Origin of the sequence: Curtobacterium sp. 1310 (assembly GCF_017834105.1) — a bacterium.
Classification (GTDB): domain Bacteria; phylum Actinomycetota; class Actinomycetes; order Actinomycetales; family Microbacteriaceae; genus Curtobacterium.
In genome coordinates this window covers 168,330-191,201 of sequence record NZ_JAFICY010000006.1, presented here as the reverse complement: position 1 = coordinate 191,201, position 22,872 = coordinate 168,330, and the positions used below count along the sequence as shown (strand labels likewise).

At 73.0% G+C, this 22,872-nt stretch carries 16 protein-coding genes; 4 read left to right on the top strand and 12 right to left on the bottom strand.

Annotated elements, in window-relative coordinates:
• Positions 1 to 245: 245 nt before the first annotated feature.
• Positions 246 to 1,562, top strand: coding sequence for a GNAT family N-acetyltransferase (locus JOD95_RS14625; RefSeq protein WP_209685717.1), 1,317 nt, complete (start codon positions 246 to 248; stop codon positions 1,560 to 1,562).
• A gap of 184 nt (positions 1,563 to 1,746) precedes the next feature.
• Here JOD95_RS14625 and JOD95_RS14620 read toward each other — a convergent pair whose 3' ends face one another.
• The 5 genes from JOD95_RS14620 to JOD95_RS14600 all read right to left on the bottom strand — a co-directional run bounded on the left by JOD95_RS14620 (position 1,747) and on the right by JOD95_RS14600 (position 8,701).
• Complete coding sequence (locus tag JOD95_RS14620) at positions 1,747 to 2,745, bottom strand: ABC transporter permease (RefSeq protein WP_066655611.1); 999 nt, start codon at positions 2,743 to 2,745, stop codon at positions 1,747 to 1,749.
• Positions 2,742 to 3,680 carry an ABC transporter permease gene (locus tag JOD95_RS14615; RefSeq protein WP_209685715.1) on the bottom strand — a complete coding sequence of 313 codons (939 nt, stop codon included), beginning with the start codon at positions 3,678 to 3,680 and terminating at the stop codon, positions 2,742 to 2,744. Before JOD95_RS14615 ends, JOD95_RS14620 begins: the two co-directional genes overlap by 4 nt.
• Positions 3,677 to 5,341: an ABC transporter ATP-binding protein gene (locus JOD95_RS14610; protein WP_209685713.1), complete on the bottom strand. Its 1,665-nt coding sequence runs from the start codon at positions 5,339 to 5,341 to the stop codon at positions 3,677 to 3,679. Before JOD95_RS14610 ends, JOD95_RS14615 begins: the two co-directional genes overlap by 4 nt.
• The gene (locus tag JOD95_RS14605) at positions 5,338 to 7,005 is read right to left on the bottom strand and encodes an ABC transporter substrate-binding protein (RefSeq protein ID WP_209685711.1); all 1,668 of its coding nucleotides are present in this window, start codon (positions 7,003 to 7,005) and stop codon (positions 5,338 to 5,340) included. Before JOD95_RS14605 ends, JOD95_RS14610 begins: the two co-directional genes overlap by 4 nt.
• A 415-nt stretch (positions 7,006 to 7,420) precedes the next feature.
• Positions 7,421 to 8,701 (bottom strand): MFS transporter, encoded by a 1,281-nt coding sequence (locus JOD95_RS14600; protein ID WP_209685709.1) that lies wholly within the window; start codon positions 8,699 to 8,701, stop codon positions 7,421 to 7,423.
• A 56-nt stretch (positions 8,702 to 8,757) separates the two neighbouring features.
• Between JOD95_RS14600 and JOD95_RS14595 the strand changes: the two genes are divergently transcribed.
• Positions 8,758 to 9,714: a DUF5937 family protein gene (locus tag JOD95_RS14595; RefSeq protein WP_209685707.1), complete on the top strand. Its 957-nt coding sequence runs from the start codon at positions 8,758 to 8,760 to the stop codon at positions 9,712 to 9,714.
• Between the two features lie 21 nt (positions 9,715 to 9,735).
• On the opposite strand, the gene JOD95_RS14590 is transcribed toward JOD95_RS14595, so the two are convergent.
• The 6 genes from JOD95_RS14590 to JOD95_RS14565 form a co-directional block, all read right to left on the bottom strand.
• Positions 9,736 to 10,671 carry a cation-transporting ATPase gene (locus JOD95_RS14590; protein WP_209685705.1) on the bottom strand — a complete coding sequence of 312 codons (936 nt, stop codon included), beginning with the start codon at positions 10,669 to 10,671 and terminating at the stop codon, positions 9,736 to 9,738.
• A gap of 585 nt (positions 10,672 to 11,256) precedes the next feature.
• Positions 11,257 to 12,516, bottom strand: coding sequence for an FAD-binding protein (locus JOD95_RS17005; protein WP_209685703.1), 1,260 nt, complete (start codon positions 12,514 to 12,516; stop codon positions 11,257 to 11,259).
• A gap of 10 nt (positions 12,517 to 12,526) precedes the next feature.
• On the bottom strand, positions 12,527 to 14,053 hold the full coding sequence (gene araA / locus JOD95_RS14580) for an L-arabinose isomerase (RefSeq protein WP_209685701.1): 1,527 nt from the start codon (positions 14,051 to 14,053) through the stop codon (positions 12,527 to 12,529).
• Positions 14,050 to 14,760, bottom strand: coding sequence for an L-ribulose-5-phosphate 4-epimerase (locus JOD95_RS14575; RefSeq protein ID WP_066655643.1), 711 nt, complete (start codon positions 14,758 to 14,760; stop codon positions 14,050 to 14,052). The genes araA and JOD95_RS14575 overlap by 4 nt, the downstream gene beginning before the upstream one ends.
• A complete protein-coding gene (locus JOD95_RS14570) occupies positions 14,757 to 16,517 on the bottom strand; it encodes a xylulokinase (RefSeq protein ID WP_209685700.1) in 1,761 nt (586 codons plus the stop codon). Before JOD95_RS14570 ends, JOD95_RS14575 begins: the two co-directional genes overlap by 4 nt.
• Positions 16,518 to 17,153: 636 nt before the next feature.
• Positions 17,154 to 18,158 (bottom strand): LacI family DNA-binding transcriptional regulator, encoded by a 1,005-nt coding sequence (locus tag JOD95_RS14565; RefSeq protein WP_209685698.1) that lies wholly within the window; start codon positions 18,156 to 18,158, stop codon positions 17,154 to 17,156.
• A 150-nt stretch (positions 18,159 to 18,308) separates the two neighbouring features.
• Between JOD95_RS14565 and JOD95_RS14560 the strand changes: the two genes are divergently transcribed.
• Positions 18,309 to 20,378 (top strand): glycoside hydrolase family 127 protein, encoded by a 2,070-nt coding sequence (locus tag JOD95_RS14560; RefSeq protein WP_066655652.1) that lies wholly within the window; start codon positions 18,309 to 18,311, stop codon positions 20,376 to 20,378.
• A 117-nt stretch (positions 20,379 to 20,495) separates the two neighbouring features.
• On the opposite strand, the gene JOD95_RS14555 is transcribed toward JOD95_RS14560, so the two are convergent.
• On the bottom strand, positions 20,496 to 21,545 hold the full coding sequence (locus JOD95_RS14555) for a substrate-binding domain-containing protein (protein ID WP_066655657.1): 1,050 nt from the start codon (positions 21,543 to 21,545) through the stop codon (positions 20,496 to 20,498).
• Between the two features lie 181 nt (positions 21,546 to 21,726).
• Between JOD95_RS14555 and chvE the strand changes: the two genes are divergently transcribed.
• The gene (gene chvE, locus JOD95_RS14550) at positions 21,727 to 22,860 is read left to right on the top strand and encodes a multiple monosaccharide ABC transporter substrate-binding protein (RefSeq protein WP_066655659.1); all 1,134 of its coding nucleotides are present in this window, start codon (positions 21,727 to 21,729) and stop codon (positions 22,858 to 22,860) included.
• Positions 22,861 to 22,872 lie beyond the last annotated feature (12 nt).

Below are 22,872 nucleotides of genomic sequence, written 5' to 3'. Positions count from 1 at the left end.
GGGGGGCACCGGGCGGGGGGGGGCGGCCCCCGCGGCCGGCCCCCGCGGCCGTTGGGGGCGGGGGGGGGGCGGGGGGGCCGGGGGGGCCCCCCCCCGGGCCCCCCCCCCCCACGCCGGTCACCACCGCGCTCGCAACGCGTGCGCCCGTGGAGCAGCAGACGTCGGGTCACCCCCGTCCACTCGACGGTTGCTGCTCCACCGCGCGAGGGAGGCGCCCGCGTGGAGCGCACCGGTAGGGTCGGCTCGTGGCCAGCAACGACGCATTCGACGACCGCTACGACCTGCGCGAGTTCGCGCCGACGACCGACGCCGAGGGGGCGCCGACGCCGGAGACCGAGGCGTGGATGCGCGCCGTCGGGTTCGGGTTCCACGAAGCCCACCCCGACGCCGAGGGTGCCGCGCGGATGGCGTCGCACTTCCTGGAGGACCAGGAGACGTTCCTCGGCGTGTACCTGCGCGACCCGTTCCCGGGCTCGGTCGACGAGACGTGGCCGGCCGGGACCTTCACCTGGTTCCGCAAGCGCCTGACGTGGGCCGAGGGCGCCGCGATCGACACGCAGGCGATCTCGGCCGTGACGGTCCGACCGACCGAGCGTCGGCGCGGGATCCTCCGCCGCATGATGACGCACGCGCTCGAGCGCGGCGTCGCCGAGGGCTACGCCGTCGCGTCCCTCACCGCGTCCGAGGGCACCATCTACCGCCGCTTCGGCTTCGGCTGCGCGATCCGTGAGCGGGCGGTGACCGTCCGCCGCGAGCGGGCACTGCCGCTGCTCGCGCCGACCACCGGCACCGTCGCGGTCGTCACGCCGGAGTGGCTCGCCGAGGGCACCGGGCGCGCCGTGTTCGACCGGTTCGACGCACGCACCCCGGGCTCGATGGTCCGGAACGCCGGCACGTGGCCGATCGTGTTCGGGCTCCGCGACGGCGAGGGCCAGCCCGCGAAGGACGTCCGCGCCGCGGTGCACCGCCCCGACGACTCCGACGAGGTCGACGGCTACGTGACCTGGCGCGTGAAGGAGGGCAAGGGCGACACCGTCCTCGAGATCGTCGACCTGGTCTACGCGAACGATGCCGCGTACCTGTCACTCTGGGAGTTCCTGCTCTCGATCGACCTGAACGACGTCGTGAAGTACAGCCGCTCGCGGCTCGACGACCCGATCGTCGCGGCCCTCGGCGACAACCGCGCCTACGACGTCGAGCACGAGGAGGACCACGTCTGGCTCCGGGTGCTCGACGTGCCGGCGGTGCTCAGCAGCCGGCCGTACGCGGTCGACGGTTCGGTGACGCTCGCCGTGTCCGACGCGATGGGGTTCGCGTCGGGCACCTACCGGCTCGACGTCACCGACGGGCAGGGCACGGTGACGCGCCTGTCCGACGGCGCCGACGGCGAGGCCGACCTGCGGCTCGACGTGGCGGACCTCGGCGCGGTGCTCATCGGCTCGGTGTCCCCGGTCACCCTCGCCGCGGCCGGACTCGTGCGTGCGGCGGACCCGACGGCGCCCGCGCTGCTCCGGGCGATGCTCACGCCGGCCCGCACGCCGCACGGGATCACGTACTTCTAGGCGTGCGCCGGGCGCGCCGCCCGCTGCACCACGACCAACCGGAAGCACCTCGCGCCACGGAACCCCATGGCGCGAGGTGCTTCCGGTTGTGCAGCAGCACGCCGCACCACCAAGCGCGCCGACACATGGCGAGCCGACGTTGGGCGTCGCGGGCCCGGGCTGCCGGCCGAGCGGGGACCGGCACCTACGCCCGGCGACGCACCCGTGGGTCGACGAACGCGTAGACGACGTCCACGATCACGTTCGCGGTGACGATGAGCAGCGCCGAGAACACCGTGAAGCCGACGACCACCTGCAGGTCGAGGGTGTGCACCGCATCGATGAGCAGCGCTCCGAGGCCCTGCATCGAGAACACCTTCTCAGTGATGACCGCGCCGCCGAGCAGCGACCCGAGGTCGAGCCCGAACAGCGTCACCACGGGCAGGATCGCGGTCCGGAGTCCGTGCCGCACGACGACCTGCCGCTCCCGCAGGCCCTTCGCACGCGCGGTCCGGACGAAGTCCTGCGACATCGACTCGAGCATCTCGCCGCGGGTCAGCCGCGCGTAGATGGCCGCGCTGATGAAGGCGAGCACGCACCACGGCAGCACCAGGTGCGTCACCCACCCGACCGGGTCCTCGACGAACGGCACGTACCCGCTCGTGGGCAGCCAGCCGAGGGTGAACCCGAACAGCAGGATCGCGAGCAGCCCGATCAGGTACGCGGGCGAGGACACCCCGGCGACGGCGACCGTCATGACGGCGCGGTCGGCCAGCGTCCCACGCTTGAGCGCGGACACCGTGCCGCCCGCCACACCGGCGACGAGCCACAGCACGGCCGCCCCGACGGCGATCGACGCGGTCACGGGCAGGCGCGACGCGATGAGGTTCGTGACGCTGTCGTGCAGCTGGAACGAGTACCCGAAGCACGGTGCCGCGCACGTGATCGTGGAGGCTCCGGAACCGAAGGTGCGGCCGGCGAAGATGCCGGCGAGGTACGCCCCGAACTGCGCGAACCACGGCTTGTCGGTGCCGAGGAACGCCTGCACGTCAGCGAGCCGCTCGGGCGTGCACGGCTTGTCGCAGATCGCCCGGGCCGGGTTCGTGGGCAGCAGCATGAACAGCGCGTAGGTGATCGCCGCGACGACGAACAGCACGACGACGGCGCCGAGGATCCGGACGGCCAGGAAGCGGACGGTGCTCATCGGTCGCCCCCGCGCGGGTCGAGGGCGTCGCGCAGGGCGTCACCGAGCACGTTGAAGGCCAGGGTGATGAGGAACAGTGCGGCTCCGGGGAAGACGAGGTACATCGGATCGGTCTGCACCCAGCCGATCGCGTCGCCGATGCTGCGGCCCCACGACGGCGTCGGCGGGTTCACCCCGACGGCCAGGAAGGACAGCGCGGCCTCGGCGCCGATCATCGACGGGATCGAGATGGTCGCGTAGACGGTGATCGTCGCGGCGAGGTTCGGCAGGAGCTGCTTGCGGATGACGTGCCAGCGCCCCGCACCCATCGCGGTCGAGGCGACGACGTAGTTCCGGCTCACGAGCGAGAGCGTCTGCCCGCGCACGACGCGGGCGACGGAGGGCCACCCGAAGAACCCGATCACGAGCACGACGAGCAGCGGCTTCGGGAACGAGGTCGGCACGACCGCGGTGAGCGCGATCATGAAGACCAGGGACGGGAACCCGAAGATCACGTCGACCACGCGTGACAGCACCCGGTCGTACCAGCCGCCGAGGAACCCGGTGGTGACACCGACGAGCACCCCGATCACGATCGACATCGCGGTCGCGGCGAGCCCGATGCCGAGCGAGGTCCGTGCGCCGTAGGTCACGATGGCGAACAGGTCCCGCCCGGTCAGCGGCTCGACGCCGAACCAGTGCTCGCCGCTCACGCCGCCGGCAGCACCGCGGGGAGCCCCGAAGTCGTTCAGTGCGTCGACGTCGTAGCTGTACGGGTTCCGCCCGGTGGCGGCGGCGATGAGCGGTGCGGCGATCGCCACGACGATGAACACCGCGATGACGATCGCGGCGGCCACGGCCCAGCGGTCCTGACGGACCCGGCGCACCACGGCGCGGAACCCGGTGGTCCGACCGGCCGACGCGGAGACGGGCCGGTCGACGACGTTCGCGGTCACGAGACCACTCCTTCCCAGGCGCGCCAGGCCTCGCGGCGGGCGGCCTGTCGCGCGGGATCGGCGACCGGGGCCGCCGCGAGCAGCATGCGCGTGTAGTCCTGCTGCGGGTGGTCGAGCACGGCGGAGGTCGCGCCGCGCTCGACGATGCGGCCGTCGTGCAGCACGACGACGTCGTCGGCGAGCTGACGCACGACGGCCAGGTCGTGGCTGATGAGCAGCATGCCGAAGCCGAACTCGTCCTGCAGGTCTGCGAGCAGGTCGAGCACGGCGGCCTGCACGGTGACGTCGAGGGCGCTGGTCGGCTCGTCGGCGATCACCAGGGCCGGTCGGAGCGCCAGTGCCCGGGCGACGGCGACGCGCTGCCGCTGGCCGCCCGACAGCTGGTGCGGGAACCGTTCGGTCCACGACGGGTCGAGCTGCACCGCGGACAGGAGCTCGCGGGCGCGGTCGGCGCGCGAGGCCGGTGTGCCCTCGCCGTGCACGAGCAGCGGTTCGGCGATGCTCCAGCCGATGGTCTGTCGCGGGTTCAGCGACGACGCCGGGTCCTGGAAGACGATGCCCACGCGGCTGCGGAGCTCGCGCAGGCGCTTCCCGCGTGCGGTGCGCAGGTCGTTGCCGTCGACCTCGACCGAGCCGTCCACGACGGGGACGAGTCCGGCGAGCGCGCGGCCGATGGTCGACTTGCCGGACCCCGACTCCCCCACCAGGCCGAGCGTCCGGCCGGCCGTGAGTTCGAGGTCGATCCCGTGCACCGTGGGGTCGCCGCGGCGTGCGTAGCGCACGGCGACGTCGCGCAGGCGCGCGACCGCGGGTGATGGCCGGGAGGCACGAGACCCGGCCCCCGACCCGGCCGCGGCCGACGGTGCGGACGCGGGGTGTGCCTCCAGGGCGGGGACCGCGGCGAGGAGCTCGCGCGTGTAGTCGGCCCCCGGGTGCGCGAAGACGTGGGCGACCGCTCCGTGCTCGACGGGGTCACCGCGGCGCATCACCAGCACCTCGTCGGCGACGTCCGCGACCACACCCATGTCGTGGGTGATGAGCAGGACGGCGAGGTCGCGTTCGCGACCGAGCCGACGCAGCAGGTCGAGGATCCCGGCCTGGACCGTCACGTCGAGTGCGGTCGTCGGCTCGTCGGCGAACAACGCGACGGGGTCTCCCGCGAGCGCCATCGCGATCATCGCCCGCTGGAGCTGCCCGCCGGACAGCTCGTGCGGGTAGGCCTTCCGGATCCGGGCCGGGTCCGGCAGCCCGGCAGCCCGGAGCAGCTCGTCGACGCGGGCGGAGACGCCCGCCCGGTCCAGGTCGGTCGGGTGCGCCCGCACGGCCTCGGCGATCTGCGTGCCGATCGCCAGCACGGGGGTGAACGAGTTCATCGGTTCCTGGAACACGACCCCGATGCCCGCACCACGGACGGCGCGCAGCTCGTCCACGGAGGCGCCGATGAGCTCGGTCCCGCGGAACCGGGCGCTGCCCGACACACGGGCGGAGGGTGGCAGGAGTCCGAGCACGCTCATCGCGCTGACGGACTTGCCCGAACCGGACTCGCCGACGAGCGCGAGCACCCGGCCGGGCGTCAGGGTGAAGGAGACGTCACGGACGACGGGCTCCGCGTCGCCGAACGCGACGCGGAGCCCCTCGACCTCGAGCAGCGGTGCACTCACTGCGAGAGCGAGACCTTGAGGTAGTTCGGGTAGGCCGGGAAGTCCGCGATGCGGAAGTTCTCGACGTTCGACCCGGCCAGGAAGGACTGCTTCGCGTAGATCAGCGGGACGACGGGGGCGTCCTCCATGATCCGCCGGTCCGCCTGCGCCCACAGCTCCTGCGCCTCGGACTGGTCGACCGTGCCGGTGGCCTTCGCGATGAGGGCGTCGACCTCGGGGTTGCTGTACTTCGAGACGTTGTACCCGCCCCCACCGATCTCCGACGAGTCGTAGAGCGGCTGGATGTTGGCGTTCGCGCTCGGGAAGTCCGGCTGCCAGCTCGACAGCGAGAGGTCGAAGTCGGTGCCGTTCGTCGTCGCCTGGGTGAACGAGTCGTAGTCGAGCGGCTTGAGCGTGACCGTGATGCCGGCACGCTTCAGGCCCGCCTGCAGGGCCTGCGCCTGGGACAGGTAGGTCGGGTCGTTCTGCGTCACCAGCGTGAGCTTCAGGTCCTCGGCACCGGCGTCCTGCAGCAGCGCCTTCGCCTTGTCGACGTCGCCCGTCGCGCCGGTCTCGTACAGGTCGTAGTCCTGGCGTCCGGCGATGCCCGGCGTCACGAGCGTCGACGCGTACTCGCCGGCGAGCGCGCCGCCGGCGGCGATGCGGAACGACTTGCGGTCGACGGCGTACTGCAGCGCCTGGCGGACCTTCAGGTCCTTGAGCGCCCCGCGCTGCGTGTTGATCGCCATGTAGGTGATCGGGCCGGCCTTGCTCGTCGCGAGGCGGTCCTGCGCAGCGGGGTTGGCGCGCACCTGGTTGAGCTCGGCGGCACCGAGGAACTGCGCACCGAACGCGTTCTTCGCGTCACCGTTGTCGGCGATCAGGCTCTGCGTCGTGGTCGACGCGTCCTGGCTCTCCTTGAAGACGATCTTCGACGGACCGGCCGTGCGGATCGCGTCGGTCTTCGCGCTCCACTCCTTGTTCCGGACGAGCGTCACCTGCGAGCCCTGCGTGTTCGACTCGATCTGGTACGGGCCGCTCGACACGGGCTTCGCGTCGTACGCGCCGGTGTCCTTGCCCTCGCCCTCGGGCACGGGCGCGAACGCCGGCATCGACGCGAGCCACGGCCAGTCGCCGTACGGGGCGTCGAGCGTGAAGACGATGGTCTTGTCGTCGGGGGTCTCGATGCTGTCGAGCGTCTTCCCCTCGAACGGGCCCTGGTAGTCGGAGCCGCCGACCAGCAGGGACTTGTGGTAGCTCAGGCCGCCGGTGAGGTTCGGCGCGAAGGACCGCTCGATCCCCCACTTGATGTCCTTCGTGGTGATCGGCGTGCCGTCCTGGAACTTCAGGCCGTCCTTGAGCGTGTAGGTCCAGGTCCTGCCGCCGTTGCTCGACTCACCCGTGGTGGTCGCCAGGTCGGGGACGACCTTCGCGGTCTTCCCGGGCTGGACGTCCCAGGTGGTCAGGCGGCGGGCGACCAGGCCCATCGAGGTGATGCCGAGGCTCTGGCTCGTCGCCGGGTCCCAGTGCAGCGCGGTCTGCGCGGTGAGGATGTCGAGCGTGCCGCCCTTGCTCGTGCCGGTGGACGCGTCGTCCGACGCGCCGCCACCCGAGCAGCCGGTCAGCACGAGGGCTGCGGCGGCGGCGACGGCCGCGGTGATCGTCAAGCGCTTGGGGCGGTGCATGGTGTGCTGCTCCTCGTGGGGGGGTGGGGGTGTCGAGCGCCGCCGACCGGGGGTCCGGTCTGCTGCGGCCCGCGTCGTCGTGGTGGACGGGGTGTCCGTCCCGGTTCGGGTGGCCGGGCGGTCCATGGTGGCACCGGTCGGTGCGCGGACCCGAACGCTCGCGTGGTCCGGACGACATGCAACGCAACATTGCAGGACGCAACAGCACAACGCCTGCGGCTCGAGCGTATTCCCGCGGCGCACAGGGCGTCCGGTCACGCGCGACGGACGGCGACGACGGACACCGGTCGGGAGGCGCGGCGCGGCCCCGTCAGGCCGTGACCGTCGTCCCCGCGGATCGGACCATCAGACGGTGACCGTCGTCCTCACGGCGCGGCCCGTCAGACGGTGGCCGTCGCCCTCGTAGCTCGGCCCGTCAGGCCGTGACCGTCGTCCTCGCGGCGCGTCCGGCGATCGCTCCGACCCCGAGCGCCGAGCCGAGGAACACGACGGCGAGGATCGCCCAGCCGGCGGTCCCGAGGTCGACGGCGGTGAGGGTCACCACGGTGGGCGCGATCATCGCTGCGACCGCGTACCCGGTGCCGTACACGCCCTGGTACGCACCGATCCGGTCCGCCGGTGCGAGCTCGAAGCTCAGCGCCCACCCGGCCGCACTCGACGTGATCTCCGCGAGCGAGTGCGCGACGGCCGCGAGGACGAGCACTGCGGTCGCGGTCGCAGCCGGCACCCAGTCGTCCCCGCGGACCCACCCGGAGGCGGCCCACAGGCCGCACGCCACCGCCATGACCCACCCCGCGTGCCGCATCACCCGGGCCGCTCCCGCGACGGTGTCCGTCCCGCGGCTCAGCCGGACCTGCAGCAGGACGACGATCACCGTGTTCACGAGCAGCAGCGGCGAGACGAGCACGTCCGGGGCGACGGTGTGCTGCACGACCCAGATCGGCACGCCGACCTCGAACAGCCCGAACTGCATGCCGAACAGTCCCGTCAGGGCGGTGACGGCGAGGAACCGCACGTCGCGGTAGGGGCTCCGGCCGGCGGGTTCCCGACGCACGATCGTGCCGGTGTCCGTGCGGTCCGCGGGGGCCGCGTCGACGCGCGCCGCCGACAGACCCGCGACGAGGACCGCCGACGCCAGGAACAGCGCGCCGGAGAGCACCATCGTCACGCGGTAGGCCTCGCCGGTGCCGATCGCGAGCGGGACCGCGGCGAGCGCGGTGCCCACGCCGATGCCGACGTTCGTGACCGTGCGCATGGTCGCCCGGACGCGGACCCGCTCGGTGCCCGGGAACGCCCGGCCGACCACAGCGCTCCGGACGGCGCTGCCGCCCTGCTGCGCGAGGGTCACGACGGACGCCGTCACGACGAGCGTCAGCAGGTCGTGCACGAGCACGTAGCTGATGAGCGCGAGCCCCTGCACCAGGTGCAGCCAGACGAGCATCCGTCGCGCGCTGAACCGGTCCGCGAGGTGCCCGAACACGAGCGACGCGGCGACACCGACCGCGCCGGCGACCGTGAGGCCGAGACCGACCGCGACGGCCGGGATCCCGACGATCGTGATGAGGTACAGCGAGGTGAGCGTGAAGAAGGCACCGCGCCCGAGGGTGTCCACCAACGTGACCGTGAGCAGGCGTCGGAGCGTCGGGTCCTGTCGGACCAGGGTGCGGATCGGGACCGGTTGCGCCGTGGTGCTCACGGTCCTGTTCTCGCAGCAGCGCGGTGCTGACCAGAACGGATGTAGCGTCTGGCTTCATGATCCGCTACCGGCTCGAGCCCTCCGACGTCTCGGCGGTGCGGTTCGGCATCTCGCCGCTGTCGGAGCTCGGCCTCGGGCTGCGCGCCTTCCGAGCACCGGAGCGGTACCCCTTGCAGCGGCCGTGGCTCGAGCGCATCGCCGGCGTACTGCCCGTCCTCGACGGCCCCGTCCTCGCCGGCCTGGTCGACGAGCGCCGGTGGGTCGCGGACTTCGTCAACCCCCGTCCGGAGTCCCCGCTGGGGTCGTTCGACGACGAGCTCCGTGCCCTCGGCCGGATCTCCCCCTCCCGGCTCCGGACCGACCTCGAGCGGGTGCACGCCACCGTGCCGGACGTGTTCGTCGGGCGTCACGAGGACGTCGTCGACCGGCTCGTCCGGGCGCTCGCCACGACGTGGGAGCTCTGCTTCGCACCGTACTGGCCGCGGATGCGCCGCGTGCTGCAGGCCGACGTGACGCACCGCGGCCGGATCGCCGCGCACGAGGGCGTCGGTGCGGTGCTCGGTGGGCTGTCCGAGTCGGTGCGCTTCGACGGCCGACACGTCGACGTCCGGTTGAGCAGCCCGATCGCGCGCGACCGCCCGGTGCAGGGCGAGGGACTGACGCTCGTCCCGTCGGTGTTCGTCGTCCGCGCGTCGACGCCGATCGACGACGACATGCCCCCGACCGTCATGTACCCGGCGCGGGGGCAGGGCGCGATGTGGTCGACCGCGTCGCACCCCGACGCCGGCGCCGTCCGCGACCTGCTCGGGGGCACGCGGGCCGCGCTCCTCGACGCGCTCGGCGAGCCTGCGTCGTCGACCGACCTCGCGATGCGGTTCGGCGTCTCGACCTCGGCCGTCAACCAGCACCTGCGGGTGATGGAACGGGGCGGGCTGCTCAACCGGACGCGGTACGGCCGCGCGGTGCTCTACTACCGCAGCGCCGTCGGCGACGCGCTCGTCCGACGGGAGTGAGCACGTCGGCCGCCGGGCGTGTCAGCGATCGAACAGCCCACCGAGGAAGTCGTTGCCGAGGTTCGACGCCTGCTCGCCCAGGCCGGATGCCTGCTCGCCGAGGCCGGACGCCTGCTCGCCCAGTCCGCCCAGGAACTGCTCGCCCTCGGCCGCGAAGCCCTCGACGCTGCCGCCCAGGTCCGCGAGACCGAGGTCGCCAATGCCCGAGGCGATGCCCTCGAAGTCGACACCGAGGTCGGCCGCGCCGGCCAGCACGGGTGCCGCCGCTGCGCTCACCACCGCTCCTCCGGCGACCGCCACCGCGAGACCACCGAGCGCCACCGCACCGGCACCGACGGCAGCACCGCCGGCGAAGGCACCACCCCTGCCGCTGCCCGGTCGCCCGGAGCCGCCGAGCACGCGGCGGATGAGCCCGGGTCGGGACATCTCGCCGCGGGTCATCGCCCGCGCCATGCCGCCGGACGAGTCGTCCCGCAGGTGCTCGTGCGGCGGGAGCTCCGAGTCCAACCGGTCCCGCACCTGCTGCCGCTGCGCCGGGGTGAGCCGCGCGAAGGCGTCGTGGTGCACCTGCTCGATCTGGTCCGGGCTCGCCGTCCGCAGCAGGTAGTCGTACTTCGCCAGGGCGATCTTGTCCGCGTCGGCGTGCCCGCCGTGCGCCTGCGGCTGCTCCGGGTGCTGCTCGGTCCGACCGTACTGCTGCTGCGGCTGCCCGTACCGCTGCTGTTCCGGCTGCTGCTGTCCCGGCTGCTGCTGTCCCGGCTGCGGCTGTCGCGACCGGTCGTCGCCCGTCAGCTTGTCCGCAGCAGTCCGGACGATGTCACGCCAGTCGGTCCCGCCCCCGGTGCCGTGCGGGTTCTGCTGGTGGCCGGCTGCGGCGTTCCCCTGCGCGCGCTGCTTCTGCATCTGCTTGTCGATGACCTTCGAGGCCATGCCGAGGATCCGGTTGAGGTTCGCCATGCCCCAACCTTTGTGATCACACATGTGAGCACTCAGCGACCGAGCAGTGCGCCACCCGCCGATCAGGTCCGAGAGCGCTGGGAGCGACGGAGCGGTCGGCGCGCAGACTGCGGCGCGCGGTGCGAGCGACCCCGATCCGGTGGTACATCACCGGACGGTTCGGGAGGGTGTCCTCGGCCGTGCACCCGCCGGAGCGCGGCCAGGTGAACGTGCGAGGCCCGGATCTGCAGGAACAGATCCGGGCCTCAGTTCGCCTTCCGAGTGGAAAGCCAGGGATGCAAACCCATCCCCGAGCTCAGCGCTCGGACCGATGGTAGCCGAGCCCGCTCGGCTTCGCATCCCTGGCTCGACGCTCTTCGTGTCCGCCGGCGACGACACCAGGAGGTCCTCGATGTCGCGAGACGACGACGGCCGGAACAGGCGTCACGCGCTCTGGCTGGGGATCGCGAGCTTGCTCGTGAACACCACCAGACTGCTGGTCGACCTGCTCCGCAAGGGCTGAGGATGCGGGTGCCCCTCGCCGCCACCAGCGGCGAGGGGCACCCCGTCGGTCAGGACCGCAGGCGCGTCAGGACGGCAGGCGCGTCAGGACAGCAGGCGCGCCAGGAACGCGTTGCGGAACCGCCCGGTCGGGTCGAGGTCCCGCGCGAGCGCCGCGAAGTCGTCGAGGCGCGGGTACGCCTCGCGCAGGCGTTCGACGCTCGCGGCGGAGACCTTCCCCCAGTGCGGGCGGGGATCGAAGGGCGCGAGGACACCCTCGATCCGCTCGACCGCGGCAGCCACGGCCTCGGCGTCCCGTCGGAAGGTGAAGTGCAGCCCGACCGACTGCCGTCCCGACGAGGGCGCCAGCCATGCCGTGTCGGCGGCGATCGTCCGGACCTCGGCCGCGATGAGCAGCGGCGCGAAGAGCGGTTCGAGCGGGCGCAGCGCATCGAGCGCGGCGACGGCGTGCTCTGCGGGGACCAGGTACTCCGCCTGGATCTCGGCACCGGTGGACGGCTCGAAGGTCGATCGGAAGTGCGGCAACCGCTCGGCCCACGGCCCGGGGACCCCGCCCTGCTCGGTGACGCTCGCGGCGTCGTTCTCCCCCGGGTGCACGGGCCAGCCCGCCCGACGGGCACCGAGCGCGACGAGGTCGACCGACGGTGCAGGTTCGTCGACGCGGTGCTTCGTCCAGACCTGTCGGGCACCGCGGTCGTCGAACGAGGTGAACAAGGACACCGAGTACGCGTCCGACACCACCCGGTCGAAGTGCTCGAGGACGGCGTCCCACGGCAGGTCGAGGTGCACGGTCGTGGCCACCTGGAACGTCGGCTCGATCGCGAGCTCGACCGCGGTGACGACGCCGAGCGCACCGAGTGCCACCCGGTGCGCGTCGAGGGCGCCGTCCGGCGACGACGCGTCGACCCGGACGACGTCGCCGGAGGCCCGGACGACCTCGAGCCCGACCACCGCCTGCGCGAGCGACGGGTTGCGGACGCCGGAGCCGTGCGTGCCGGTGGCGACCGCGCCGGCGACCGAGATGTGCGGCAGGGAGGCGAGGTTCGCGAGGGCCCAGCCACGAGCCTCCAGGCCGGCCGCCACCTGTGCGTGCGTCATGCCGGCGGCGACCCGCACCACGCGCCGGTCGGCGTCGACCTCGAGCACCGGCGGGAGGCCGGCGAGCGTGACCTGGACGGCGTCGGTGTCGGCGATCTCGTTGAACGAGTGCGTCGAGCCGAGCGCCGTCAGGCGCGGTGTGGCCGCGACGAGCTGCTGGACCGCCGCCACCGAGGTGGGGCGGTCGAGCGCGGAGGCGCGGTAGGTGACGTTCCCCGCCCAGTTGGTGCGCGTCGTCGCGGCCACGGTCACGGTCCTAGAACCCGCGGTCGAGACGGTGCCACGCCTGCTGCAGGCGGAGCTCGTCGCGGAACCCGCGAGCCGTGGTGTGCTCGTCGATGACCAGGAACTCGGTGCCGACCATGGTCGCGAGGTCCTCGACGACCTGCAGGCCGACGGCCGTCGTCATGACGGTGTGGTGCGCGGCGCCGGCGGTGAGCCAGGCCTCCGCGGCGACCGGGAACGACGGACGCGGCTCCCAGACGGCACGGCCGACCGGCAGGTTCGGCAGCGCCTCGGTCGGCGGGACGACGTCGACGACGTTCGCGGTGAGGCGGAAGCCGTCGCGCGTGTCGGACAGGGCGACCACGACGGCTTCGCCGGCGTCCGCGGTGAAGACCAGGCGCACCGGGTCGTCCTTGCCACCGATGCCGAGCGGGTGGATCTCGAGCGTCGGCGTCGCGGTGGTGAGCGTCGGCGAGACCTCGAGCATGTGCGCGCCGAGGATCTTCTCGGCACCCGGGGTGAGGTCGTACGTGTAGTCCTCCATGAGGGAGGCACCGCCGGGCAGGCCCGCGCCGGCGACGTTCATCGCGCGGACGAGGACGGCGGTCTTCCAGTCGCCCTCGGCGCCGAAGCCGTAGCCGTCGGCCATGAGCCGCTGCACCGCGAGGCCGGGCAGCTGCTTGAGCGTGCCGAGGTCCTCGAAGTTCGTCGTGAACGCAGCGGAGCCGTTCTGCTCCAGGAGTGCACGGAGGCCGAGCTCGATCGCGGCGCCGTCGCGGAGCGCCTGGTGACGGTCACCGCCGTCGCGCCGCAGCGACGCGTCGACGTCGTAGTCGCGCTCGTAGACGGCGACGAGCTCGTCGACCGCTGCCGTGTCCGCCTCGGCCTCGGCCACCGCTGCGGCCAGCTCGTTCACGGCCCAGGTGTTCACCTGCACGCCGAGCTCGATCTCCGCCTCGGTCTTGTCGCCCTCGGTGACGGCGACGTAGCGCATGTTGTCGCCGAAGCGCGTCAGCTTCAGCTCGCGGACGGCCGCCGCACCGGCCGCGGCGCGCGTCCAGTTCTCCATCCGCGAGACCACGCGCGGGTCGGACACGTGCCCGACGGCGGTCGCGTGCCGGACGCCGAGGCGGGCCAGCGCGTAGCCGAACTCGCGGTCGCCGTGCGCGGCCTGGTTGAGGTTCATGAAGTCGAAGTCGATGTCGCCCCACGGCAGCGCGACGTTCGCCTGGGTGTGCAGGTGCAGCAGCGGCTTCGTCAGCGCCTGCAGGCCACCGATCCACATCTTGGCCGGGCTGAACGTGTGCATCCACGTCGTCACACCGATGACCTTGTCGTCGGCGCTCGCCTCGATGAGCGCGCGACGGATGCCGTCGGCGTCCTTGAGCACCGGCTTCCACACGAGCTTCACGGGCAGTGCACCCGCGAGCTCCGCGTGCACGGCCTTGCTCTGCTCCTCGACCTGGCGCAGGGTCTCCTCGCCGTACAGGCCCTGCGACCCGGTGAGGAACCAGACCTCGTAGCTGTCGAGGGTGGCCTGGGGGTTCACCTGCGTCATCGCATGGCTCCTTCGGGGTTCTGTCCGTAGACGTTCTGGTAGCGATCGAAGAGTCGATCGATGTCGTCGGGGGCGATCGGCACGAGCTCCCCGCCCTGCTTCGCGATGTGCACGGTGCGTGCGACGTCCTCGCACATCACCGCCGCCTTCACGGCGTCCTTCGCGTCCTTGCCGATCGTGAAGACGCCGTGGTTCTGCATGAGCACGGCGCGGCTCCGGTGACCGGCGAGGGTGTCGACGATGCCACGGCCGATGGAGTCGTCGCCGATGATCGCGAACGGGCCGACCGGGATCGGACCGCCGAACTCGTCCGCCATCGCGGTGATCACGCAGGGGATCTCCTCGGCGCGGGCGGCCCATGCCGTGGCGTACGTCGAGTGGGTGTGCACGACGCCGCCCACCTCGGGCATGTTCCGGTAGACGAAGGCGTGCGCGGCGGTGTCGGACGACGGGCCGTGCGCGTTGCCCCACCCGTCGGCGGGCAGCCCGTCGAGGGTGCAGACCACCTGGTTCTCCGGGGTGAGGTCGTCGCTGGAGACCCCGCTCGGCTTGATGACGAACAGGTCGGTGCCCGGCACGCGCTCGGAGACGTTGCCGCCCGTCCAGATGACGAGGCCGTAGCGGACGAGCTCGCCGTGCAGGGACGCGACGCGCTCCCGCGCCGCGGCGACGGCTGCCCTCGTCTCGTCCGTGATCGGTCCGGTCATGCGGCTGACTCCTTCTCGGTCTGGAGGCGCGCCTCGACCACGTCGGTCGGCTCGCCCTGGTCGGTCGGTGCGGGCTGCCCCGTCGGTGCGGTCTGGTCCGTCGGTGCGGCCTGGTCGTTCGCCACGCCGGGGCGGGTTGCGGCGGCGGCGACGTCCTGCACGGGGAGGGCCGCGCGGTACCGGGCCAGGTAGTCCTGGAAGCCCGCGACGTCGCGGTCCTCGGGCTCGGCGACGTGGACCGCGTCGCCGCGGAACACCGTGTCGGCGAGGAAGTCCTCCAGCGGGCGGTCGGTGTGCTCCAGGTACGCCGCGAGCACCGCGATGCCCCAGGCGCCACCCTCGCCCGCGGTCTCCTCGAGGGCGACCGGCACGCGGAGCGCTGCGGCGAGCAGGCGCTGCGGGGCACCCGGCGTGCGGAAGAGGCCGCCGTGCGCGGTCATCCGGTCGACGGCGACCTCCTCGCCGTGCAGGACGTCCATGCCGATCGCGAGGGTCGCGAAGGCACCGTGCACCTCGGAGCGGACGAGGTTGCCGAGCGTGAAGCGGGCACCGGGGGTGCGCAGCAGCAGCGGTCGGCCGTCCTCGACGTGCGTGACCGGCTCGCCGGCCAGGTAGTTGAAGGAGAGCAGCCCGCCGGCGTCCGGGTCCGCGTCGGCGGCCTCGGCCAGCAGGGTGGCGTAGACGTCGTCGACGGGGACCGACGCGCTGCCGGTCCGTTCGCTCGTGGCCTCGGCGAACCGGCCGAAGACACGGGCCCAGGCGGCGATCTCGCTCGCACCGTTGTTGCAGTGCACCATCGCGACCGCGTCACCGGCCGGGGTCGTGACGACGTCGAGCTCCTCGTGCGGGGTCCGGAGCGCCCGCTCGAGCACGACCATCGCGAAGATGCTCGTGCCGACGCTGACGTTGCCGGTGCGCGGGGCGACGGCGTTCGTGGCCACCATGCCCGTGCCGGCGTCGCCCTCGGGCGGGCAGAACGAGACGCCGGGCTGCAGCGTGCCGGTGGGGTCGAGCCACGTGGCTCCCTCGCAGGTGAGCGCACCCGCGTCCTCACCCGCGACGAGCACCTCGGGGAGCAGGGCGCGGAGGTCCGGGACGCGGTCGCCGAGCAGGTCCTGCGTGGCGGCGAGCATCGACGCGTCGTAGTCGCGGCGACCGGGCTCCCCCGGGGCGCTCTCGACCGGGCCGGACTCGATCGGGAACATGCCGCTCGCGTCGCCGACGCCGAGGACGTCGCGGCCCGTGAGCATGCGGTGCACGTACCCGGCGAGCGTCGTGACGCCGGCCAGCTGGGCGACGTGCGACTCGTCGTCGAGCACGGCCTGGTACAGGTGCGCGACCGACCAGCGCTGCGGGACGTTGAAGTCGAGCGCGGCGCTCAGCTGCTCGGCGGCCGGGCCGGTCGAGGTGTTGCGCCAGGTGCGGAACGGGACGAGGAGCTCGCCGTCCTCGTCGAACGCCAGGTAGCCGTGCATCATCGCCGAGACGCCCGCCGCGCGGAAGGCCGTCGGGCGGACGCCGAACTGCCGCTCGACGTCGGCGACCAGGTCGGCGTAGGCCGCGCGGACACCGGTCTCGACGGCGACCAGCGGGTAGGTCCACCGCCCGTCGACGTACTCGTTCTCCCACTCGTGGGAGCCGCTCGCGATCGGTCGGAGCTGCTCGTCGACGAGCACGGCCTTGATCCGGGTGGAGCCGAGCTCGATGCCGAGTGTCGTGCGGCCGTCCTCGACCTGCTGCCGGCGGTCGTCGCTCATGTGTCCTCCCGAGACCTCGTCGTCCTGCGTGAGCGCTCACATCCTGGCACGTGAGCGCTCACGCCTGCAACGCGTCGGCGCGCCGCCCTGCTCGCGCGCGCCGGGCTCCCGCCCGCTCCCGCCCGCTCCCCCCGCTGCTCCCAGCGCCGAGCGGGCACGATCCGTCACGCTCGACATCCCTCGCCGACACATCCCACCCACTCGGCGGAACGCCCGCGGCAGGTCGTACCCGCTCGCGCAGCCAGGCTGCTCTCTCCACCGAGCCGTACCGAGCCCCACCGAGCCGTGCCGAGCCCCACCGAGCCCCACCGAACGGGCACGATCTGTCACGCTCGGCATCCCGCGCCGACACAACTCGCCCGCTCGGCGGCACCCCCGCGGCAGGTCGTGCCCGCTCGCGCAGCGAGGCTGCTCTCTCCACCGAGCCGTACCGAGCCCCACCGAGCCGTGCCGAGCCCCACCGAGCGGGCACGATCTGTCACCCTTGGCCCCCCTCGCCGACACATCTCGCCCGCTCGGCGGCAACCCCGCGGCAGGTCGTGCCCGCTCGGCGGCAACCCCGCGGCAGGTCGTGCCCGCTCGCGCAGCCGGGCACCCCCGCCCGCCGCCCGGCGACCGCGCGCGCCTGCCGCCGGACTACGCGCCGAGGGTGCTCTCGCGGACGACGAGCGACGGGGTGACGGCCGTCGAGACCGGACTCCCTCCGGCCACGAGCTCGAGCAGCGCCCGGCCCGCGATGCGACCGAGCTCGTCGAGCCGCATGTCGACGGTGGTCAGCGGGGGCCGCGACGCGAGCGCCACCACGTCCCAGTCGTCGTACCCGGTCACGGCGACGTCCCCCGGCACCGACCGCCCGGTCTCCCGCAGTCGGTCGCACACGCCACGGGCGATCTGGTCGTTCCCGCACAGCACCGCGTCCACCGCGGACGGCTCCCGGTCGAGCAGGTCGACGGCCTGCCGCCCCCAGCGCTCGGACCACTCCCCGTGCATCGGAGCGCCCACCATCCGGTCACCGAGCACCGGGGCAGCCCCGCGCGCCCGGTCGACCGCCGACCGCGCGTCCTGCGGGCCCGTGACGACGGCGACCCGATGCCGCCCGAGTCCGACGAGGTGCGCCGCCGCAGCAGCAGCGCCGGCGGGGTCGTCGAGTGTGATCGAGACGTCCGCGGGGTCGGTGGACGGGGTCAGCGCGTAGACGACGGGCACCGGGACCGGCACCTCGATCGGCGGCCGGGCATCGGCGGAGCGGCCGGTGACGATGATGCCGTCGACGCCGCGGGCGACGAGCGACCGGAGGTAGTGGGCCTCGCGCACGTGGTCGTCGCGGGTGTCGGCGACCAGGACCATCACCTCGCCGGCGGAGAGGGCGTCCTCGGCCCCGAGCAGCACCGGCATCGTGAACCGTCCGAACGAGTCGGTCGTCACCATGCCGACCGTCCACGTCCGACCGGAGGACAGCGCACGGGCACGTGCGTCGCCGACGAACCCGAGCTTCTCCGCCGCGTCCTTGACCCGCGCCCGGGTCTCGTCGCGCAGCTGCCCGGTGTCGTTCAGCGCCTTCGACGCCGTCCCGATGGACACCCCGGCGAGCGCTGCGACGTCGCTGATGCGAGCGAGTCGGGCTCTGCGGTCCGTGGCCACGGCAACGTCCTTTCCGGCAGGGGCCCGGCCGACCGAGCCCGCGCCGATCCTAGGCGACTGCGCTCTTGTGCTGCCGCACCACCTGTCGTACGGTCGTCCCGGAAAGCGCTTTCCGCACGGACGGCCGCCAGTCAGACGCAAGGAGGCGCCATGACCACCACGACCGGAACCCCGACGGCCACCCCCGCGACGGGACGCGGGGCGCGGACCGCGACCCCGGTCCTCCCGACCGCGGGTGCACACCTGGTGTCCCGTCCGCTCCCCGCCGGCGCTGCGCGCATCACCGGGGGCTTCTGGGCACTGCGCCAGGACCGCAACGGTCGCGACGCCGTCCGCAGCGGGTACGAGCGCCTCCGCGACGCAGGGAACTTCCGGAACCTGCGCATCGCCGCGGGCGACGAGCAGGGCGAGGCGGTCGGGCCGATCTTCATGGACTCCGACGTGACGAAGTGGCTCGAGGCCGTTGCGTGGGAGTACGGCCGGGCCCCGGCCGACGACCTGCTCGAGCTGCAGCGCGAGGTGACAGCGCTCTACGCCAGGGCGCAGGCGGAGGACGGCTACCTCGACTCGGTGCAGCAGGTCCGGGGCGGGGGCGAGCGGTACGTCGACCTGAAGTGGAGCCACGAGATGTACTGCGCCGGGCACCTGTACCAGGCCGCGGTCGCGCAGCACCGCGCCACGGGTGACACCGGCCTGCTCGAGGTGGCCGTGCGGAACGCCGACCACCTCGTCCGGACGTTCGGCCCGGGTGACGACCGCACCCAGGACGTCGACGGCCACCCCGTCGTCGAGATGGGGCTCGTCGAGCTGTACCGCGAGACCGGCACCCGCGCCTACCTCGACCTGGCGCACTGGTTCGTCGACGCCCGCGGGCGCGGCATCATCGAGCGCGCCGGCGGCGAGCCGACGTACTTCTCCGACCGGGTCCCCGTCCGCGAGGCCACCACCGTCGAGGGCCACGCCGTCCGCGCCGTCTACCTGGCCGCCGGTGCCGTGGACGTCGCGATCGAGACCGGCGACACCGAGCTCCTCACGGCGAGCGAGCGCCAGTTCGCGGACATGACGGCCACGAAGGCGTTCATCACCGGCGGCCTCGGCGCCCGCTGGGACTGGGAGGCGTTCGGCGACCCGTACGAGCTCCCGACGGACCGCGGCTACGCCGAGACGTGCGCGGCCATCGGCGGCATCCAGTGGGCGTGGCGGCTGCTGCTCGCGACGGGGAAGCCCGTGTACGCCGATGCGATCGAGCGCCTGCTCTACAACGCGTTCCTGCCCGGCGTGAGCCTCGCCGGCACCGAGTACTTCTACGTCAACCCGCTGCAGCACCGCGACGGCGCGCACCAGGACGAGAACCGCTCCCCCGCCCACGGACGTCGCGGCTGGTTCGACTGCGCCTGCTGCCCGCCGAACATCATGCGCACGTTCGCGAGCCTCGACGGGTACCTGGCGACGGCGACCGACGGCGGCCTGCAGGTCCACCAGTACGCGGACGCCGACCTCGGCCCCGTCCGCGTCGCGACCGGCTACCCGCACGACGGCCGCGTGGTCGTCACGGTGACCGAGGACGGCCCCCTGGCGCTCGGACTCCGCATCCCGGCGTGGTCGGACACCACCACCGTGACCACCCCCGACGGCACCGCGACCCCGGAGCCCGGCACCCTGCACGTGGTCGAGCGCGCGTGGACGGCCGGTGACACCGTCGAGCTCGCCTTCGACACGACGCCGCACCGCTACGTGGCGGATCCCCGCATCGACGCGGCACGGGGCCAGGTGGCGATCGAGCGCGGGCCGCTCGTCTACGCCGTCGAGCAGGCGGACCAGCAGGGCTTCACGGTCGACGACCTGACGGTCGACGCGAGCGCGCCGGTAACCGAGGAGCGCCGCGACGACCTGCTCGACGGCGTCGTCACGCTGCGCGTCGCCGGGCACGCTCCGGCGCGGCACGAGCAGGCGGCGTGGCCGTACCGACGGCTGGAGCGGACGGGAGGCGCGACGCACCCCGCCGACGCCACCCCCGTGACCGAAGCGGCCGGCTCCGCGACCGCGGCCGGTCCCGCCGGGGCGACCCCCGTCACCGACGCGGCCGGCTCCGCGACCACGGCCGGTCCCGCCGACGCGACCACCGGCCTCCAGGCCGTCACCGCGACCGCCGTGCCGTACTACGCCTGGGCGAACCGCGGCCCCGCACCGATGCGCGTCTGGCTGCCGCTCGCCCACTGAGCGCGGCACCGCCCAGGTCGCACGACGTGCCGTCCGTCCGCGCGACGGACGGCACGTCGTGCGACCGGGACGACCGCTGGCGGCACGTCGTGCGACCGGGACGACCGGCGCCGCCGCTCAGGCGGAGCGCCGCACCACGAGCTCGGGCAGCAGCAGCGTCTCGTCGAGGGGCTCCCCCTCGACGACGGCCCGGACCGCCTCGAGCACCCGCTGCCCCATCGCCATGAAGTCCTGGCGCACGGTGGTGAGCGGCGGGGTGAAGTGCGCGGCCTCGGGGATGTCGTCGAACCCCACCACGGCGATGTCGTCCGGCACGCGGAGTCCCTCGTCGGCGAAGGCGTGCAGCACCCCGAGCGCCATCTGGTCGTTGCCGGCGAAGACCGCGTCGACCGCGTGCACGTCGATCGTCCGCGCCGCCGCGAAGCCGCTCGCCGGGGTCCAGTCGCCGTCGAGCACGACCGGTTCGAGTCCGGCGTCGCGCATGATCCGCCCGTAGGTCTCCCGGCGGACCTCGGACTCCTGGGACACCGCGGGCCCGGCGATGTGCACGACCCGGCGGTGCCCCCGGGCGAACAGGTGCTCCATCACGAGGGTGGTGCCCGCGGCCTGGTCGATCGCGACGGCGGCGACACTGCGTGCCGCCGGGGTCCGGACGGCGTCGCGCTGCACGGCGTTCGCGACGACGACCGGCACGGTGACCGGGATCGTCAGCGACGCGAGCGCGTCGAGCACGCGGTTGTCGGCGGCGACCAGCACGATCGCGGCGACGTCCTGCGCGAGCAGCGTGGTGAGCGCCCCGGACAGGTCCACGGGGCGCGGGTCGTCCGGCAGCGTCGAGAGCAGCACGTGGTACCCGGCCGACCGCGCGGCACGCTCGAAGCCGACCGCGGTGCTCGACGGTCCGTACAGCGCGTCGCCCGCGGTGATGATGCCGAGCGCGCGACTGCGTCCGCCGGCGAGGGCGCGGGCGGCGGCACGCGGCCGGTAGCCGAGCTCGGCGACGGCGTCGGTGACCTGCGACCGGTAGGCGTCGCGGACGGTCGGATCGCCGTTGATCACGCGGGAGACGGTCTGGTGGGAGACCCCGGCGCGCTCGGCGACGTCGAAGATCGTCGGGGCCTTCCGGCGTCTGCCGCCGGGACCCCCGAGCGCGGTCGTTGTCGTCACGTGGCCGAGCGTAGCGTCCGGTCCGCTCGGCGCAACAACATCTCGGAACGGTCACGACGAGTTGACACCCCGGTACGGAACCCTCAGTATGTGAGCGCTCACACGAGCACATCCCACGGGGCACAGCAGCCCCAGCACCCGAGCGCGTCGAGGACGACGCGAGAGGAACAGAGGTACTTCGATGATGAAGCGCAGGATCATCGCGGGGGTCGCGGCCCTCGGCATCGCGTTCTCCCTGGCAGCATGCTCGGCCGGCGGCCGTGCGTCCACCGAGGGCGGCGGCGACACCGCGGACGGCAACAAGGGCGCCCTCGTCGGCGTCGCGATGCCGACCAAGGTCTCCGAGCGGTGGATCAAGGACGGCAACGCCGTCAAGAGCGACCTCGAGAAGGCCGGCTACAAGGTCGACCTCGAGTACGGCGACAACAAGGTCCAGCAGCAGGCCCAGCAGGTCAGCAACATGATCACCAAGGGCGCGAAGGTCCTGATCATCGCGTCGATCGACGGTGGTGCACTCTCCGACCAGCTCGACGCCGCCGCCAAGGCCGGCATCAAGGTCATCTCGTACGACCGCCTGCTCACCGGCAACAAGAACGTCGACTACTACGTGTCGTTCGACAACTACAAGGTCGGCGTCGACCAGGCCACCTCGCTCCTCACGGGGCTCGGCGTGCTGGACGACAAGGGCGAGAAGACCGGCAAGAAGGGCCCCTTCAACATCGAGGTCTTCGCCGGCTCGCTCGACGACAACAACGCCGGGTTCTTCTTCAACGGCGCGATGGACACCCTCAAGCCGTACCTCGAGGACGGCACGCTGAAGATCGGCTCCGGCCAGGACCAGCTCTCGCAGGCCGCCACGCAGCAGTGGGACCCGGCGACCGCCAAGGCCCGCATGCAGAACCTCGTCGCGTCGACGTACTCCGGCGGCACGAAGCTCGACGGCGTGCTCTCGCCCTACGACGGCATGTCGATCGGCATCATCTCGGCCCTCCAGGGCGCCGGCTACGGCTCGGGTGACCGTCCGCTGCCGATCGTGACCGGCCAGGACGCCGAGGCCGCCTCGGTCAAGTCGATCATCGCGGGCCAGCAGTACTCCACCATCTACAAGGACACCCGCAAGCTCGCGAAGCAGTCCGTGACGATGGCCGAGGACCTGCTCTCCGGCAAGACCCCCGAGGTCAACGACACCAAGAGCTACGACAACAAGGTCAAGGTCGTCCCGACCTACCTGTTCCAGCCCACGGTGGTGACGAAGGCCAACTACAAGGAGGTCCTCGTCGACAGCGGGTACTACACCGAAGCCGACCTCAAGTAGGACGCAACCATC